Annotated in this window: 14 protein-coding genes; 2 read left to right on the forward strand and 12 right to left on the reverse strand. The window is 53.8% G+C overall.

What is annotated here, in order from left to right; genetic code table 11:
* Nucleotides 1-20: 20 nt before the first annotated feature.
* The 12 genes from ACOTXC_RS18895 to thpR form a co-directional block, all read right to left on the reverse strand.
* On the reverse strand, nucleotides 21-2,615 hold the full coding sequence (locus tag ACOTXC_RS18895) for an outer membrane usher protein (RefSeq protein ID WP_421767902.1): 2,595 nt from the start codon (nucleotides 2,613-2,615) through the stop codon (nucleotides 21-23).
* Between the two features lie 81 nt (nucleotides 2,616-2,696).
* Nucleotides 2,697-3,440: a fimbrial chaperone gene (locus ACOTXC_RS18900; protein ID WP_022647082.1), complete on the reverse strand. Its 744-nt coding sequence runs from the start codon at nucleotides 3,438-3,440 to the stop codon at nucleotides 2,697-2,699.
* Between the two features lie 85 nt (nucleotides 3,441-3,525).
* The gene (locus ACOTXC_RS18905; protein WP_023299349.1) at nucleotides 3,526-4,137 is read right to left on the reverse strand and encodes a fimbrial protein; all 612 of its coding nucleotides are present in this window, start codon (nucleotides 4,135-4,137) and stop codon (nucleotides 3,526-3,528) included.
* A gap of 324 nt (nucleotides 4,138-4,461) precedes the next feature.
* Nucleotides 4,462-4,842 (reverse strand): aspartate 1-decarboxylase, encoded by a 381-nt coding sequence (panD, locus tag ACOTXC_RS18910; RefSeq protein ID WP_421767903.1) that lies wholly within the window; start codon nucleotides 4,840-4,842, stop codon nucleotides 4,462-4,464.
* A 31-nt stretch (nucleotides 4,843-4,873) separates the two neighbouring features.
* Nucleotides 4,874-5,725: a pantoate--beta-alanine ligase gene (panC, locus tag ACOTXC_RS18915; protein ID WP_022647085.1), complete on the reverse strand. Its 852-nt coding sequence runs from the start codon at nucleotides 5,723-5,725 to the stop codon at nucleotides 4,874-4,876.
* A gap of 11 nt (nucleotides 5,726-5,736) precedes the next feature.
* Nucleotides 5,737-6,528: a 3-methyl-2-oxobutanoate hydroxymethyltransferase gene (gene panB / locus ACOTXC_RS18920; protein WP_022647086.1), complete on the reverse strand. Its 792-nt coding sequence runs from the start codon at nucleotides 6,526-6,528 to the stop codon at nucleotides 5,737-5,739.
* A gap of 123 nt (nucleotides 6,529-6,651) precedes the next feature.
* Nucleotides 6,652-7,131, reverse strand: a complete 480-nt coding sequence (gene folK / locus ACOTXC_RS18925; RefSeq protein ID WP_023305457.1) for a 2-amino-4-hydroxy-6-hydroxymethyldihydropteridine diphosphokinase — start codon at nucleotides 7,129-7,131, stop codon at nucleotides 6,652-6,654.
* On the reverse strand, nucleotides 7,128-8,525 hold the full coding sequence (gene pcnB, locus ACOTXC_RS18930) for a polynucleotide adenylyltransferase PcnB (protein ID WP_071785222.1): 1,398 nt from the start codon (nucleotides 8,523-8,525) through the stop codon (nucleotides 7,128-7,130). Before pcnB ends, folK begins: the two co-directional genes overlap by 4 nt.
* A 42-nt stretch (nucleotides 8,526-8,567) precedes the next feature.
* The gene (gene gluQRS, locus ACOTXC_RS18935; protein ID WP_022647088.1) at nucleotides 8,568-9,458 is read right to left on the reverse strand and encodes a tRNA glutamyl-Q(34) synthetase GluQRS; all 891 of its coding nucleotides are present in this window, start codon (nucleotides 9,456-9,458) and stop codon (nucleotides 8,568-8,570) included.
* A gap of 59 nt (nucleotides 9,459-9,517) precedes the next feature.
* Entirely contained in the window at nucleotides 9,518-9,973 is a 456-nt protein-coding gene (gene dksA, locus ACOTXC_RS18940) for an RNA polymerase-binding protein DksA (protein ID WP_001155232.1), read from the reverse strand.
* Between the two features lie 176 nt (nucleotides 9,974-10,149).
* Nucleotides 10,150-10,854 carry a DNA/RNA nuclease SfsA gene (gene sfsA / locus ACOTXC_RS18945; RefSeq protein ID WP_032625548.1) on the reverse strand — a complete coding sequence of 235 codons (705 nt, stop codon included), beginning with the start codon at nucleotides 10,852-10,854 and terminating at the stop codon, nucleotides 10,150-10,152.
* Nucleotides 10,844-11,398, reverse strand: coding sequence for an RNA 2',3'-cyclic phosphodiesterase (gene thpR / locus ACOTXC_RS18950; protein ID WP_003856249.1), 555 nt, complete (start codon nucleotides 11,396-11,398; stop codon nucleotides 10,844-10,846). The genes sfsA and thpR overlap by 11 nt, the downstream gene beginning before the upstream one ends.
* A 73-nt stretch (nucleotides 11,399-11,471) precedes the next feature.
* On the opposite strand from thpR, the gene hrpB reads away from it, so the two are divergent.
* Entirely contained in the window at nucleotides 11,472-13,901 is a 2,430-nt protein-coding gene (gene hrpB, locus ACOTXC_RS18955; RefSeq protein ID WP_063150269.1) for an ATP-dependent helicase HrpB, read from the forward strand.
* A gap of 197 nt (nucleotides 13,902-14,098) precedes the next feature.
* Nucleotides 14,099-16,621: a bifunctional glycosyl transferase/transpeptidase gene (gene mrcB / locus ACOTXC_RS18960; RefSeq protein WP_063146440.1), complete on the forward strand. Its 2,523-nt coding sequence runs from the start codon at nucleotides 14,099-14,101 to the stop codon at nucleotides 16,619-16,621.
* Nucleotides 16,622-16,813: the final 192 nt, after the last annotated feature.

The raw sequence follows: 16,813 nt of genomic DNA on the forward strand, positions 1-16,813 counted from the left end.
GATTCCCTGTTTTAACATCATTACATTTGGCACTGTTGATTACTCAGAATCGTGGTTAAGCCTGCTTTCTTCGCATTTTCAGGAATCTGATAATGCACCGTGCAAGAGCTGGATCCATCGCTTCCCCATACCACCCGGAGAGCGCCTTTGTCTTCCACACCGCGTACATAAGCTTGTCCTGCCTGGCCTACCGTTCCGATAGATTCGTTTTTCTCATTCAGAACGTCTGCACCTAACGGAATAAAGCCGTTATCAGAACGTTGTAATTCCAGAACAAGCGAACGACCTTCATCCGTTTCAAAATTCACTAATACAACGGAGCCATTGCGAGGTACGGCAACAGCGCTGGTATTTTTGATTTCAACGTCTGCTTCGAGAGTGCTGATATCGAGCGATACTCGGTTTTCTCTGTAGGCTGACATATACGGCATAATCCCGTACCCGGAGCTGTTAATGCGGCTTTGGCCGTAACCCAGCCGAGCACCCGTTGCGCCACTTGCTTTTACCAGCGCAAGTGAATCCGTTTCGCCGATACTGCCGGATGTAAATACAACGCCACCCGAGTGAACAACCATTCCGCCGTTATAACTCGCGGAATACTGTTTACTATTGTCATCGCCAAAGGACGCTGAGACACCGAGCGGCCCGTAAGGACTGTTCCATGAGCTATAGCCACTGACCTGGTTCAGGTTGCCGTAGTTGCCCCCGCTTGATGAGGCGCTAACGGAATAGCTCACTTCACTGTTTTTGGAGTTGCCGCTTGCCGTAGAGTTAAAACTGGTACCGCCTTTTAAATCAGTGCGCAGGCTCATGTTGACGTTATTAAATCCGCCTGACTGCGCGCTATCTTTATTGAATATGCTGAATGGAATACTGACGTTTAAATAAACGCTGTCATCCTTTTCCCCTGTTTCGTTGTACGTGCGTTGCACAGAAACGCTATAGCTACCGTAAGCAAAACTATTGTTGTAACCCACGCTGTAGTCGGAGGTGGAGCTAGAGTCATTCCAGTAATCCTGCCAGGTGCCGCTAATATAGAGTGAGCCGTATTCATCACCGTTAACATTCAATGGCTGGTTCAGGCTGACCTGTATCTGGTTTTTGGTACGCTGATAATCAGCATAAAGCTCGGCATTGCTGTCATAAGATCGATTGCCATATTCCTCGTGATGAATACTGTCCTGCAATGAGGCGGCATCGTTAAGGCTGAGATAATCTTCTGTAGAGAAGCGATAAGCTGCCACGTTAAGAGATGTGTTAGTAGCTTCAAGCATTTTGCTGTAGGTCAGCCGATAACTTTGCCCTTTAAGCGTGTCCAGCCCGTCGATATCGGCATAGGACCCGGTAACATCTAATGCGAATGCACCAATACGGGTATTCATAGCCAGACCAAGCAGGCCGGCGTAGAAATCCATATCCGTATATTGCGCACCCACGTAACCGGTAAAGGTATTATTCAGACCATACGCGTAAGTTGCGTAGCCAACGTTTGGCTTATCGTGCAATGAATCATCATTCAGCTCACCTAAACCCACATCCCAGCGGCTGGAGCCTGGGCGGAGCATTTGTGTAACTGAGGAGAACGGAACGGTAAACGTCCGTTTACTTCCATCGGCTTCCTCTACAGTGACAATCAAATCATTGCCATAGCCTGTTGTACTGAGGTCATTGATCTCGAAAGCACCGGGTGGAACGGTGGTTTCATAAATTTTATTGCCGCTTTGCGTTACGCTAACTTTGGCGTTACTGTTTGCCACACCACGAATTACTGGCGCGTAGCCAGAGGTGCCTTCCGGGAGCATGCGGTCATCGTTATACATACGCGCACCACGCAGGCTCACCGAGTCAAAGACATCACCGCGTGTGTAGGAATCACCCATTACCATCTGTGCGTTAAGTGGTGTGATGTCTCGCTGGAGGTAGATATCCTGGCTGGAATAATGTGTGCCATTATCGCTGTCCCAGTTCAGACTGCCGCGAGAACGTAAACGCCACGGCCCCACGTTCAGGCCATAATGCAAGCCCGCATAAGCGGTATCTGAATTGGTGCCGTTTGACTCGCTGTGCCAGGTATTAAGATCGTATGAGAGTAATCCGGCCGGAACACCATTATCCCATAATGAAGGGTCGACATACCCTGCTGGAAGTTTAAGCACGTAGATTTGCGGGAAATTAAGATCCATTTCCTGCTTGCTACTATCAAAATTTGCAGAAGCACCGGGATAATATTTTTTGATATCTACGCAAGACGTTTCGTCGTCTTTGACATCATCGCCTAATATGCTGGTATCAACGCCTGCCTGTGTCAGCGTGAGTTTAGTCAGACATGCTGAGGCACGTGGCGTTTTGTTATCAATAAATGTCATCTCGACCGTGGATTTTGAATTGCCATTCAAATTCACTTTTACACGGTAAGTACCTGGCAGAACTGGGTTGCCATAAGCATAACGATCGACATTGATACCTCCACCATTATCGATAAGGAACTGGTCATTAAATTCAATGGCCGATTCTGTTTCGGATGAGGTGTCTACAGCTTTTTTTTCAGTCTCGCTGGCATGCAGAGGAAATGCTGCACAGATTGCGAGACATAAAATTGATCGTTGAAATAGCATGCTTCATCCAGACAAGTCGTCGTATGAATGCTATGAATCATTCATACGTGTTATATTTATAATGTGGCGGTGGTGCGGTTATTAATTTACTTTGCTTTCAAAAGTATCAGAGCCGCCATTGTCATTAATGGTTTCGTAAGCAACAGTGCCGGTGGCAGTACTACCTAAACCTTTTACCTGCATAATTTGAGTACTAAACGGTAAAATAGATTTATGCTCAACCTGGTACTCTTTATTTGCTGATTTCAGCTTTACATTTGAAATAGAAACGTTGTAAGGGGAATCATTGTGTGCGATCAGGTTTAGCGTATTACCTTGTTTTTGTTGTGACCACGTTACTTTGGCTGCTGCATCTCCTGGCGTACCTTTCAGGCCGTCAGGTCGGAAAAAGAGTTTAATACGTGTGCGGAATGCCAGCTGGAGCTGGTTAGGATTTTCACCGTCTTTCACTTTTGACTTCGGTGGAATCTCGAGCACATTGAACCAGAATAGGGATTCGCGATCTTGCGGCAATGAACCACCCAGGTACGAGATCCGAACGGATTGACCTTTTTGCGGATCAATTCGGGATACTGGTGGAGTAATAATAAACGGTAGTTTTAATTCCTGTGGATTGGTGTCATCGCGACCGTCATCGAGCCATGATTGAACTAATAGTGGTTTTTTGCCACGGTTGTCTAAAGAAACGATGACATCTTTTTGCGACTGCTGATAAACAATACGTGTTCCCGAAATAACGATATCTGCGCTTGCCTGGAATGACGCGACAGCAGCAGCTGTAAAGCAGGCAGCTTTAAATCCTTTATAAAATGATGTGCTTAACATTTTTCCACTTCCTGTTGGAATGATATCAATAGTCCCCTGACGTACGTCAGGGGATAATATGAGCATTTTATTTATGCGCTTAAAATTACTCGTAGATCATGGTGAATGCAGCTTGTGCCTGAACCACACCAGCTGACACTGGGTTGTTGGCCGCATCCCAGTTCTGACCCTGGGTATACGCTACACGGTAGTAAAGTGCGCCTGCGCCTGTGGTATCAATCGTTGCTTTCTGGGTATTGTTGGTCTGATCCAGTTTGATCTGATCGGTAGCGGAGTTGCCATCGTTTGACAGTACCAGATTGACGTTTTTAGCGGCGCCTTGAGTATTTGATGGTGGAACCAGCAGACCGCCGGAAGTTGAAGAAGAACCCGCCCAGGAATCAAACTGAGCAGATGCCTGGTTGACGGTAGCAGAATCACAACCTGTCAGGGTGAGGGAGAATTTCTTTTCTCCCAGGGTGCTGGTGGTACCCAGCGCATTAGCGAAGTCTTTTACAAACACGGTATCCAGGTTAACGTCAAAATCATTACCATCCTGGTCAATCTTCTGATCCAGGGATACTTTACAGGTGTTATTAGAAACCATACCGTGGAAAGTAATAGTGCCTGTATCTGAAGGAATATCAGCTGCCATTGCAGAACCCGCACTCAGAACCATTGCTACTACAGTTGCCAGACCTAATTTATTAAAAGACATTTTTTATATCCATATTTAAATGCTAGAAAAGTGAACATAAGCAAGGCTTATGTTCGTTCCGAACAGATGCTTCGGGAAAAGGATTCTAAGTGATGAGTAATGGTTGTGAGAAGCCGTTAGGCGTTAGAAATACTTAAACGATCTTTAAGTCAATATGATTATTTAATAGTGAATGATAATAATTGTTCATCATTTTGATGAGCAGGTGTTCGGCAGGGTGACTTGAATATATTAATAAAAATATATAAAAAGAATGCTATTCATTTTAATTATGTATAAATTACCCAACCTATTTGTCGGGTAATTTATAACAGTACTATTGGCTTAGGCAACCTGAACCGGAATTGCCTTCGCAATACGTTTCATTTCATTATCGCCTTCAAAGTATGCCACTTTTGGCTGCCAGCGACGTGCCTCTTCGTCAGACATCATCACAAAGCTGGCAATAATGACGATATCACCCAAGTCCGCGCAGTGCGCCGCTGCCCCATTAACGGAGATGATTTTAGACCCGCGTTCAGCGGCAATCGCGTACGTTGAAAAGCGTTTGCCGTTATTAACGTTCCAGATATCAATAGCTTCGTTTTCGAGAATACCCGCCGCGTCGAGAAAATCCTGGTCGATCGCGCAGGAGCCTTCATAGTGCAGGTCGGCCTGGGTGACTTTCACACGGTGAAGCTTACCTTGTAGCATTTTGCGAATCATTACGTTTACCTTTCACTTCCGGGTAGTAAAACTACGCCAGTTCAACCACTTTGTTGTCGATAAGGCGGGCCTGGCCGAGCCAAGCCGCCACCAGAATTACCGCACGTTTGCTGGTATCTGAGAGTTCCAGAAGCGTATCGGCATCCCGAATTTGAACGTCGTCAGCACGAAGACCTTTCTCGTTCAGCGCCTGTTCAGCCAGAGCGATGATTTCTTCTGCGGTTAATTCTTTTGCCAGCAGTTGCTCTGCCATGGTATTCATGACTTTGCTTAAGCCTGGCGCAATTTTACGCTGTTCCGCAGTCAGATAGCCGTTACGGGAGCTAAGCGCCAGGCCATCTTTCGCACGTACAATCGGCACGCCGACAATCTCTATGTCGTAGCCCATATCGGCAACCATTTTGCGGATCAGCGCCAGCTGCTGGAAATCTTTCTCGCCAAAGCAGGCGATGTCCGGCTGCACCAGGTTAAACAGCTTGCTGACGATGGTGGAAACGCCGCGGAAATGGCCCGGACGGCTGGCACCCTCCAGCATGGTCGAAATACCCGGTACGTCGACGTAGGTCGCTTCAGTGGTACCCTGAGGATAAACATCTGCGGGGGCCGGTGCGAAGACGATATCCGCATGACGTTTTTTGAGCTTCTCGCAATCTTCCTGCAAGGTACGTGGATAGCGCGCCAGATCGTCTTCGCGATCGAACTGCATCGGGTTAACGAAGATACTGACTACCACGATATCTGCACGGGCTCTCGCTTCATCGACCAGCTTCATATGGCCGTCGTGCAGATTGCCCATGGTCGGGACGAGGGCGATACGTTTACCTTCCTGACGTGCACGGCGGATATGCTGGCGCAGCAGCGGCAGAGTTTCTATGATTAGCACACCTGGACTCCTTAATGGAAACTGTGTTCTTCGCCCGGATAAACGCCGGACTCAACCTCGGCAATATACTGCCGCACAGCAGCACGCATGTCGCCTGCTTCTGTCAGGAAATTTTTAGCAAATTTTGGAATGTGACCGCCGGTGATCCCGAAGGCGTCGTGCATGACCAGAATCTGGCCATCGGTGACGTTGCCCGCGCCGATGCCGATCACCGGAATCGACAGCGCCTCAGTGATACGCTTAGCCAGCTCAACCGGCACACACTCCAGCACCAGCAGCTGTGCACCAGCGGCTTCCAGCGCCAGGGCATCATCAAACAGCGTCTGCGCCGCATCGCCACGCCCCTGAACTTTATAACCGCCAAAGATATTAACGGACTGCGGCGTCAGCCCTAAGTGCCCGCAAACTGGCACGGCCCGTTCGGTGAGCATTTTCACCGTATCGACCAGCCAGTCGCCGCCTTCGATTTTGACCATATTGGCGCCGGCGCGCATCACAGTTGCCGCATTTTCAAAGGCCTGTTCCGGGGTGGCATACGCCATAAACGGCAGATCGGAAAGTAGCAGGCAGGCGGGCGCACCCCGGCGCACGGCGCGGGTATGGTAAGCAATATCCTCGACCGTGACCGGCAGAGTAGAATCATGTCCTTGTACCGTCATCCCTAACGAGTCTCCGACCAGCATGACGTTGATCCCTTCTTCGGCAAACAGTTTTGCGAAGCTGTAGTCATACGCGGTGATAGTGGCGAAGCGTTTCTTTTCCTGCTTGCATTTCTGCAATAAGGAGATGGTAGTTGGTTTCATACTGTTTCCTGATGGCCCAAAAGCGGATCTTTGCGCATTCTAACAGTAACATTCGAGGGAACAATGATTTTAGGCAATCGATTAACCATATTTAACACATGGCTAATCGGGGGTGACACGGGATTACCAGCGGACCGGTTTTTCCGCGTTGAGGCTTTGCAGAACGGCGTTCAGCGAGGTGCCGTCAGGGAAGGTGAGATCGGGGGCGACTTCAAACAGTGGCCAGAGCATAAACGCACGGTTTTTCATGTCATAGTGCGGAACGGTGAGGCGCTCGGTGTTAATCACCTTGTGGCCGAAAAGCATAATATCGAGGTCGAGCGTGCGCGGTCCCCAGCGTTCGGCTTTACGTACGCGACCCTGCTGTAGCTCAATACGCTGGGTATTATCCAGCAGCGTTTCTGCGTCAAGGGCTGTTTCCAGCACCACGGCGGCGTTCAGATAATCAGGCTGATCCTGCGGGCCGAGCGGGGGCGTACGGTAAAAGGAGGAGACCGCCACGATATGGCTTTGCGGGATCTCCCCCAGCGCCTGAACGGCAGCGTTAACCTGCTCAAGCGGAGAGGCCAGATTGCTGCCGATGGCAATATACGCAAGGGTCATGCTGTGCCTTCACGACGCGGCGCGCGCTTGCGCGGGCGACGGTGACGACGGCGCGGTGCCGGCTCGTCATCGAGATCCGTGAGCATATCTTTTTGCTCCGGTGGTGCAGAGACCTGAAATTCTCCCCACCACTGCGCCAGACGCTGTAGCTCCTGGTTTCTTTCGACTTCAGCACGCAGAGAGAGCAAATCGAACGCGGCGCGGAACTTAGGATGCTCCATCAGTTTCCAGGCACGTTTACCCTGACGGCGGGACATACGCAGCTGAAGCTGCCAGATATCACGCACCAGCGTGGTAATACGTTTCGGGATCGCCAGCGTGCGACAGCCTTCGTCCAGCACGTCGTTTGCCGCCAGCGCGAACGCATCATAATAGGCGAGGCCGCTCTCCTGGGTAATGCGCTGCGCCGTTTCCAGCAGCGGATACCAGAACATGGCCGCGAACAGGAACGCCGGATTCACGCGCATATCGTTATGAATACGGGTATCCGTGTTCTTCAGAACCTGTGCAATCATCCGCTCCATTGCGCTGTCACCGTTTTCGGTGAAGTAGCGGGTAATGGTCGGGAACAGCGGCTGGAACAGGTTGTATTCACGCAGCAAATTGTAGGTTTCAAACCCGTAGCCTGCCTGGAGCAGCTTTAACGACTCCTCAAACAGACGGGCAGGGGGGACGTCGTTAATCAGCGTCGCCAGGCGCGGGATCGGCTCTGCGGTTTCCGGGCTGATACGCATGTTTAGCTTGGCGGCGAAACGCACGGCGCGCAGCATTCGGACCGGATCTTCGCGATAGCGCGTTTCCGGCGTGCCGATCAGGCGAATCAGGCCGTCTTTCAGATCCTGCATACCGCCGACGTAATCGCGCACGGTAAAATCCGCCACGCTGTAGTAAAGGCTGTTGATGGTGAAATCGCGACGCTGAGCATCTTCTTCAATAGAGCCGAAGATGTTGTCGCGCAGCAGCATGCCGTTTTGGCCGCGCTGGGAAGTTGTGCGATCGTTGACGCCCGCTTCGTGGTGACCGCGGAAGGTCGCCACTTCAATAATTTCCGGTCCAAACATCACGTGCGCCAGACGGAAACGGCGACCAACCAGACGGCAGTTGCGGAATAATTTACGCACCTGTTCAGGCGTGGCGCTGGTCGTCACGTCGAAATCTTTTGGTTTTTTGCCCAGCAGTAAATCGCGCACCCCGCCGCCGACGAGATAGGCCTCGTAGCCTGCTTTATTCAGACGATAGAGCACCTTGAGGGCATTTTCACTGATATCTTTGCGGGAAATATTGTGCTGCTCACGCGGAATGACCGACATGTGTGGCTGTGCAATAGCATCATTCGCCATGCTCTCTTCGCGGCTCAGCACTTTACGGCAAAAATTAGCGACTCGGGTAAAAATAGTACACCTCGTAGTGTGTTTTGTTATCAAAAAAGCGGCTAATCATAGCTCAGCGCAACGCATTTGAGAATGCTGGATTTTTGGCACGGCCATAAGCGTCCAGTCAGCAATGGCCGTTTTCAACAATTCATCCAGACTCAGATCCTGCCATTCCTGCGTTACATTCTGGTTGAGAAATCGCAGCGCGTCGATCAATACCGGGCGCGGATCGCCGTCAGGCAGCGCCGGGGCATGATTCTGTTTTGACAGCTTACTCCCCTGTTCATTGACCGCCAGCGGCAGATGGATGTAATCCGGCACCGTCCAGCCAAACTGCTGGTAAAGCGATATTTGCCGCACGGTAGGCTCAACCAAATCCGCCCCACGCACGATTTCCGTGACGCCCTGGAAATGGTCATCGACAACCACCGCCAGGTTATAGGCAAACAAGCCATCGCGACGGTGAATAATAAAATCTTCACGCGCCAGACGATCATCCGCCTGAATGGTTCCTGAGAGGACATCGGTAAACTGCGTCACCGGAGCGCGCTGTATCAGCCGTACGGCGGCATTCTCAGGGCCGTTGTGCCGCGTACGGCAGTGGCCGTCGTAAACGCCACCCACGCTCTGAATTCGCGCACGCGTGCAGGTGCAGTTATAGGAAAGGCCCTGTTCAGCAAGCCACGCCAGACGTTCACGGTAGGCATCATGGCGTTGAGACTGCCAGAGTACGTCGCCGTCCCAGTGAAGACCGTAATGTTCCAGCTGACGCAGAATAGTTTCTGCCGCACCGGGAACTTCACGCGGAGGATCGATATCTTCAATGCGAACCAGCCATTTACCCTGACGGGCGCGAGCCTGTAGGTAGCTGCCGAGCGCGGCAATTAATGAGCCGAAGTGTAATTCACCGGAGGGAGATGGCGCAAAGCGCCCGATATAGTGAGATTCAGACATATCAACGGTAACAAGGCGGGAGAAACTCCCGCCTTAGCAGAGTAGTGAGAGGGAAGGCGTTAGCCAGCCATCTGTTTTTCGCGGATTTCTGCCAGCGTTTTACAGTCGATGCACAGATCGGCTGTTGGACGCGCTTCCAGACGACGAATACCGATTTCAACACCGCAGGATTCGCAGTAGCCAAAATCTTCGTCCTCGACCTTTTTCAGCGTTTTCTCGATCTTTTTGATCAGTTTGCGCTCGCGGTCACGGTTACGCAGTTCGAGGCTGAACTCTTCTTCCTGAGCGGCACGGTCGACCGGATCCGGGAAGTTAGCAGCTTCATCCTGCATATGTGTAACGGTGCGATCGACTTCATCCCTGAGTTGATTACGCCATGCTTCAAGAATACGCTTGAAGTGCGACAGCTGGGCTTCGTTCATATACTCTTCGCCCGGCTTCTCTTGATACGGCTCCACCCCAGCGATGGCGAGAATACTCAGGGACGATGTTTTACGGTTTTGCCCTTCTTGCATGTTGCTTCTCCTTAACACGCACTATCGATCCCCGTGTTGGGGGAAAAATCAGGTCGCTATAAATAGCAGATGCTTTTCCGTATGGCAATTATCTAAACGTAACACTTGACAACCCTGTGAGGAAAAGCGTATTTGCGCACGCGGCCAGAACACTTATTAGTCAATCGTCTAATCCCTTATAGGACAATGGGAAGAGAGGATCTCAGAGTCATATTATCGGCAGAAAGTTCCGCTTTATAAGCGAAAATCTCTACCCCCTGCTTTTGTGCCTCATTCAACAATTGCGCGTATTTAGGATCAATATGACGGGCCGGGGAAAACCGTTCAATGGCTGAATGCAGAACCGCAAACAGCAACACGGCGCGCTTGCCCGCCGCCGCTACACTCATTAGCTCCCGCAGATGCTTCTGGCCACGTAGCGTTACCGCATCCGGAAAGAAGCCGTTTTCCTCTTCCGCTAACGTCACTGATTTCACTTCAATATAGCACTCAGGGCGGTCTTCCGCCTGTAACATAAAATCAATTCTGCTGCCTTCATCGCCATATTTCACTTCGCTTTTTTGCGTGCCGTAACCCACCAGTTCAGGAAGGATTCCATTTGTCAGGGCTTCCTTAACCAGCTGATTTGCGCGCAGGGTATTAACGCAAATAAATGCCCCGCTTTGCGTCTCGGTCATTTCCCAGGTATGAGGATATTTGCGTTTAGTATTTTCTGATGTGGAATACCAGACCGTGTCACCCGGCGTGGCGCAACCGGTCATGGCGCCGGTGTTAGGACAATGCAGCGTGAGCGTTTCGCCCTCAGGCGTGATCACGTCAGCGAGAAAGCGTTTGTAACGCTGGATCAGCGTGGCGGGCTGGAGTGCAGGGCTAAACTTCATCAGGATTCCTTAACGTGTCGCCCAGCGTCCAGCGCTGGAGCGGAGTGTAGCGGGTGCGTCCTTGTACAAAGGCAGATTCGTACAGCGCAAATTCATTCACCTGAAAGGACCAGTGGAAGCCCGGTGGCGGGATGGCAACAGCCTGACCCGCATCGCGCAGCAGGGTAATGTGGGGATGAAACGGCTGCGGGCTCTGATAACAGCCGCTGCGCGCGGCCTGTGCCCGCAGCATATTTGCGAGCTGGAGCAGTCCGCGAGGGGGCTGCCGCGTCCCCAGCCAGACCACCCGAGAGCGCAGCCATTGCCCGGCATCGTCAAGATGCAGCGTAAAACCCGGCTGAGAAATGCGTCCGGCCATTGCGCTTAACGCGCGCTGCTTTTCTGCGCTCACCTCGCCAAGAAAAGCTAACGTCAGGTGCATATTGGCGGCGACGACAGGGCGGCCCGCTTCCGCGGGGAAGTGGCTGGCGCGCCAGCGAACAATTTGCCGTTGAAGCGTGGTGGGTAATTCAATGGCGAAGAATAGCCGTTTTGACTCAGACATGCGCAAGACTCGGTAATGATATGCGCCGATGCTACAATGTACGCCGATTAATGTTAACCCTCTGGAGCCGTAAGTGTCCTCTTTGCCCGTCGCCGTCGTCCTTCCTGAGCTTCTCGCAGCCTTAGAACATGCGCCACAGGTTTTGCTCAGCGCGCCCACCGGAGCGGGTAAATCCACCTGGCTGCCCCTGCAAATTCTGCGCGAGGGGAGCATCAGCGGGAAAATTATCCTGCTGGAACCGCGCAGGCTGGCGGCGCGCAATGTGGCGCAGCGCCTGGCGGAACTGCTGAATGAAAAACCGGGCGAGACGGTAGGGTACCGGATGCGCGCCGAAACCTGCATTGGCCCGTCTACGCGGCTGGAGGTGGTCACTGAAGGCATTCTTACCCGTATGCTGCAAAACGATCCGGAGCTGAGCGGCGTCGGGCTGGTGATCCTTGATGAATTTCACGAGCGCAGCCTCCAGGCCGATCTGGCCCTTGCGCTGCTGCTCGACGTTCAGCAGGGGCTGCGCGACGACCTTCGGCTGCTGATTATGTCGGCGACGCTGGATAACGAGCGGCTCCGGCAGACGCTCCCTGACGCGCCGATGATCTCCTCTGAAGGGCGTGCGTTCCCGGTCGAGCGCCGCTATCAGCCGCTGCCTGCCCATCAGCGTTTTGACGAAGCCGTTGCCATCGCCACCGCCGAATTGCTCCGTCAGGAACCCGGCTCGCTGCTGCTTTTTTTACCCGGCCTAGGCGAAATCCAGCGCGTACAGGAGCAGCTGGCATCCCGGGTGAGCAGTGACGTTATGCTGTGTCCGCTCTACGGCGCGCTGCATTTGGCTGACCAGCGCAAGGCGATCCTTCCCGCACCGGCGGGGCAGCGCAAAGTGGTACTGGCGACCAATATCGCCGAAACCAGTTTGACCATCGAAGGCATTCGCCTGGTGGTGGACAGTACGCAGGAGAGGGTGGCCAGTTTTGATCCGCGTACCGGGCTGACCAGGCTACTGACGCAGCGCATCAGCCAGGCCTCAATGGTGCAGCGCGCAGGCCGAGCAGGGCGTCTTGAGCCGGGTATTTGCCTGCATTTAACCAGCGCCGAGCAGGCGGAGCGTGCGGCATTGCAGAGTACGCCTGAGATTTTACAAAGCGATCTCTCCGGGCTGGTAATGGATCTGATGCAGTGGGGCTGCCCGGACCCTGACCAGCTCACCTGGCTTAATCCTCCGCCTGTTGTGAACCTTTCCGCCGCGCGCAGCCTGCTGACCCAGCTTGGCGCGCTGGAAGGCGAGCGACTGACGGCGCGCGGCCAGAAAATGGCGGTGCTGGGCAACGATCCGCGTCTGGCTACGATGCTGGTGGCAGCACAAGGCGACGATGAAATTGCCACGGCGGCAAAACTGGCGGCTATTCTTGAGGAGCCGCCGCGCGGTGGCAGCAGCGATCTGGGACAGGCCTTTTCACGCCAGCAGGGAAACTGGCAACAGCGCGCGCAGCAGTTGTGTCACCGCCTGAAGAGCCGGGGAGGATCGCCTGACAGCGATAAAGTTATCCCTCTTCTGGCCCAGGCCTTCCCGGACAGGATCGCGCGCCGTCGCGGGCTGGATGGTCGTTATCAACTGGCAAATGGGATGGGCGCGATGCTGGACAGCGATGATGCTCTGACGCGTCATGAATGGCTGATCGCGCCGCTCTTACTCCAGGGTAGTCACTCCCCGGATGCGCGCATCTTGCAGGCGGTTGCCGTAGATATTGACGCCCTGACGCGTGCCTGCCCGCAGCTGCTTCAGCAATCTGACATCGTCGAATGGGATGATGCCCAGGGCACGCTGAAGGCGTTCCGTCGTAGCCAGATTGGCAAACTGACGCTCGGGACAAAACCGCTGGCTAAGCCGTCGGAGGAAGAGTTACACCAGGCGATGCTGAACGGCATTCGGGAAAAAGGGCTGAGCGTGTTGAACTGGACGCCTGAGGCTGAACAATATCGTATACGTCTGCACTGCGCCGCGAAGTGGCTGCCGGAACAGGGGTGGCCAGCGGTGGATGATGAGACGCTGCTCGCGACGCTCGAACAGTGGTTGTTGCCGCAGATGAGCGGCGTACACTCCCTGCGCGCCCTGAAGGCGCTTGATGTTAAGGCAGCGTTACAGAATTTACTGGACTGGTCGTTACGTCAACGTCTGGATAGTGAACTGCCTGGGCATTACACTGTGCCAACCGGGAGTCGGATTGCCATTCGTTATCATGAGGATAATCCGCCAGCGCTGGCGGTTCGGATGCAGGAGATGTTTGGTGAGGCCACCACGCCGTCCATCGCTGAAGGGCGCGTGCCGTTAGTGCTTGAGCTGCTTTCGCCTGCGCATCGTCCCTTGCAGATCACCCGCGATCTGGGTGCGTTCTGGGCGGGGAGCTATCGTGAAGTGCAGAAAGAGATGAAGGGGCGATATCCCAAACACGTCTGGCCGGACGATCCGGCGAATACCGCGCCGACACGGCGCACGAAGAAATATTCGTAATGGGGGAGTGCGGCCTGAAAGGGAAAGTGCGGCCTGATGCCCTCACCCCGGCCCTCTCCCACAGGGAGAGGGAGAAAACACTAAAGACTTTCCTGTCAGGAAAGTCTTGCTGTTTATTTTGAGAGATTTCTTCTTTCACTGACCTGTGCAAGATAAGAAAATCTGGCCTTTGCGCCTGAATGTTGCGGAGAAAAAGCATGGCGGGGAATGACCGCGAGCCAATAGGACGTAAGGGAAAGCCGACGCGTCCGGCGAAAGAAAAGGTAAGCCGTCGTCGCCTCAGAGATGAGGAGTATGACGATGACTATGAAGACGATTATGAGGATGAAGAACCGATGCCGCGTAAAGGGAAAGGCAAAGGGCGTAAGCCTCGTGGTAAGCGCGGCTGGTTCTGGCTGCTGCTGAAGCTGTTTATTGTTTTTGTTGTTCTGATCGCGATTTACGGCGTTTATCTGGATCAGAAGATCCGCAGCCGTATTGACGGGAAAGTCTGGCAATTGCCTGCGGCAGTGTACGGCCGCATGGTGAACCTTGAGCCGGACATGTCCATCAGCAAGAACGAGATGGTGAAGCTGCTGCAAGCCACGCAGTATCGTCAGGTCACGAAAATGACCCGTCCGGGTGAATTTACCGTCCAGGCGAAAAGCATTGAGATGATCCGCCGTCCGTTCGACTTCCCGGACAGTAAAGAGGGGCAGGTGCGCGCGCGTCTGACCTTTGACGGCGATCGCCTGGAAACCATTGAGAACATGGATAACGATCGCCAGTTCGGTTTCTTCCGTCTCGATCCGCGTCTCATCACCATGCTGTCGTCCGCAAACGGCGAACAGCGCCTGTTCGTGGCGCGTAACGGCTTCCCGGATCTGCTGGTGGATACCCTGCTGGCAACCGAAGACCGCCACTTCTACGAGCACGACGGTATTAGCCTTTACTCCATTGGTCGTGCGGTACTGGCGAACCTGACCGCGGGGCGTACGGTGCAGGGGGCGAGTACCCTGACCCAGCAGCTGGTGAAAAACCTGTTCCTCTCCAGCGAGCGCTCTTACTGGCGTAAAGCCAACGAAGCGTACATGGCCGTGCTGATGGATGCGCGCTACAGCAAGGATCGTATTCTTGAGCTGTACATGAACGAGGTGTACCTCGGTCAGAGCGGCGATAACGAGATCCGCGGCTTCCCGCTGGCGAGCCTGTACTACTTTGGCCGTCCGGTAGAAGAGCTTAGCCTTGACCAGCAGGCGCTGCTGGTGGGCATGGTAAAAGGCGCGTCGATCTACAACCCGTGGCGTAACCCGAAACTGGCGCTGGAGCGTCGTAACCTGGTGCTGCGTCTGCTGCAACAACAGCAGGTGATTGACCAGGAGCTGTACGACATGCTGAGCGCGCGTCCGCTGGGCGTTCAGCCGCGCGGTGGGGTGATCTCTCCGCAGCCTGCCTTTATGCAGATGGTACGTCAGGAGTTGCAGTCTAAGCTCGGAGATAAAGTGAAAGATCTCTCCGGGGTGAAGATCTTCACCACCTTTGACTCCGTGGCGCAGGATGCGGCAGAAAAAGCGGCGGTTGAAGGTATTCCGGTTCTGAAGAAGCAGCGTAAGCTGAGCGATCTGGAAACCGCGATGGTGGTAGTTGATCGCAACACCGGCGAAGTTCGCGCCATGGTGGGCGGCGCCGAGCCGCAGTATGCGGGCTATAACCGCGCGATGCAGGCGCGTCGTTCGATTGGTTCACTGGCAAAACCGGCGACCTATCTGACCGCGCTGAGCCAGCCGAATCTCTATCGACTGAACACCTGGATTGCCGATGCGCCAATCTCCCTGCGCCAGCCTAACGGCCAGGTGTGGTCTCCGCAGAACGATGATAAGCAGTTCAGCGGCCAGGTGATGCTGGTGGATGCGTTAACCCGCTCGATGAACGTGCCGACTGTTAACCTCGGCATGGCGCTGGGCCTCCCCGCCATCACCGACACCTGGCAGAAGCTGGGCGTACCGAAAGATCAGCTGCACCCTGTGCCAGCGATGATCCTGGGGGCGCTTAACCTGACGCCAATCGAAGTGGCCCAGGCGTTCCAGACCATCGCCAGCGGCGGTAACCGTGCTCCGCTCTCCGCCCTGCGTTCGGTGATTGCCGAAGATGGCTCCGTGCTGTATCAGAGCTTCCCGCAGGCTGAGCGCGCTGTTCCGGCGCAGGCGGCCTATATGACGCTGTGGACCATGCAGCAGGTGGTCCAGCGCGGTACCGGGCGTCAGCTGGGGGCGAAGTATCCTGGTCTGCATCTGGCAGGTAAAACCGGGACTACCAACAACAACGTCGATACCTGGTTCGCCGGTATTGATGGCCGTGAAGTAGTGATCACCTGGGTGGGCCGCGATAACAACCAGCCGACCAAACTGTATGGTGCGAGCGGCGCGATGTCGATTTACCAGCGTTATCTGGCAAATCAGTCTCCGGTGCCGCTGAACCTCGTTGCCCCGGAAGATATCGTCGATATGGGCGTGGACAGCTCGGGTAACTTCATCTGCGGCGGCGGCGTGCGTTCGCTGCCGGTCTGGACGACCAACCCGGATGCGCTGTGCCAGCAAAGCCAGCCAGAAGAACCGACAGGTAACCCGTTCGATCAGTCTTCTCAACCTCAGCAGCCGCAGCAGCAGCCGCAGCAGCAGAACGAGAAGAAAGACAGCGACGGCGTCGCCGGCTGGATCAAGGATATGTTCGGCGGCAACTAGCCCTTATGACACCCCCTTCCCTGGAAGGGGGTATTTTTTCACCTCAGCAACTCATTTCCTTAACCCTGTTTTCAATCCTTATTAACGACCCGTTTTCCGTTGATTATTTCTTAAACCCTCAATTCTTGTAGGGCCGCATATCGCTTGCTATGCCGTCAGCGTTTCGCATATTATTCTGCGGTCATAATAATA

The organism is Enterobacter cloacae complex sp. IR5428 (assembly GCF_049238585.1).
Taxonomy (GTDB): Bacteria; Pseudomonadota; Gammaproteobacteria; order Enterobacterales; family Enterobacteriaceae; genus Enterobacter; species Enterobacter intestinihominis.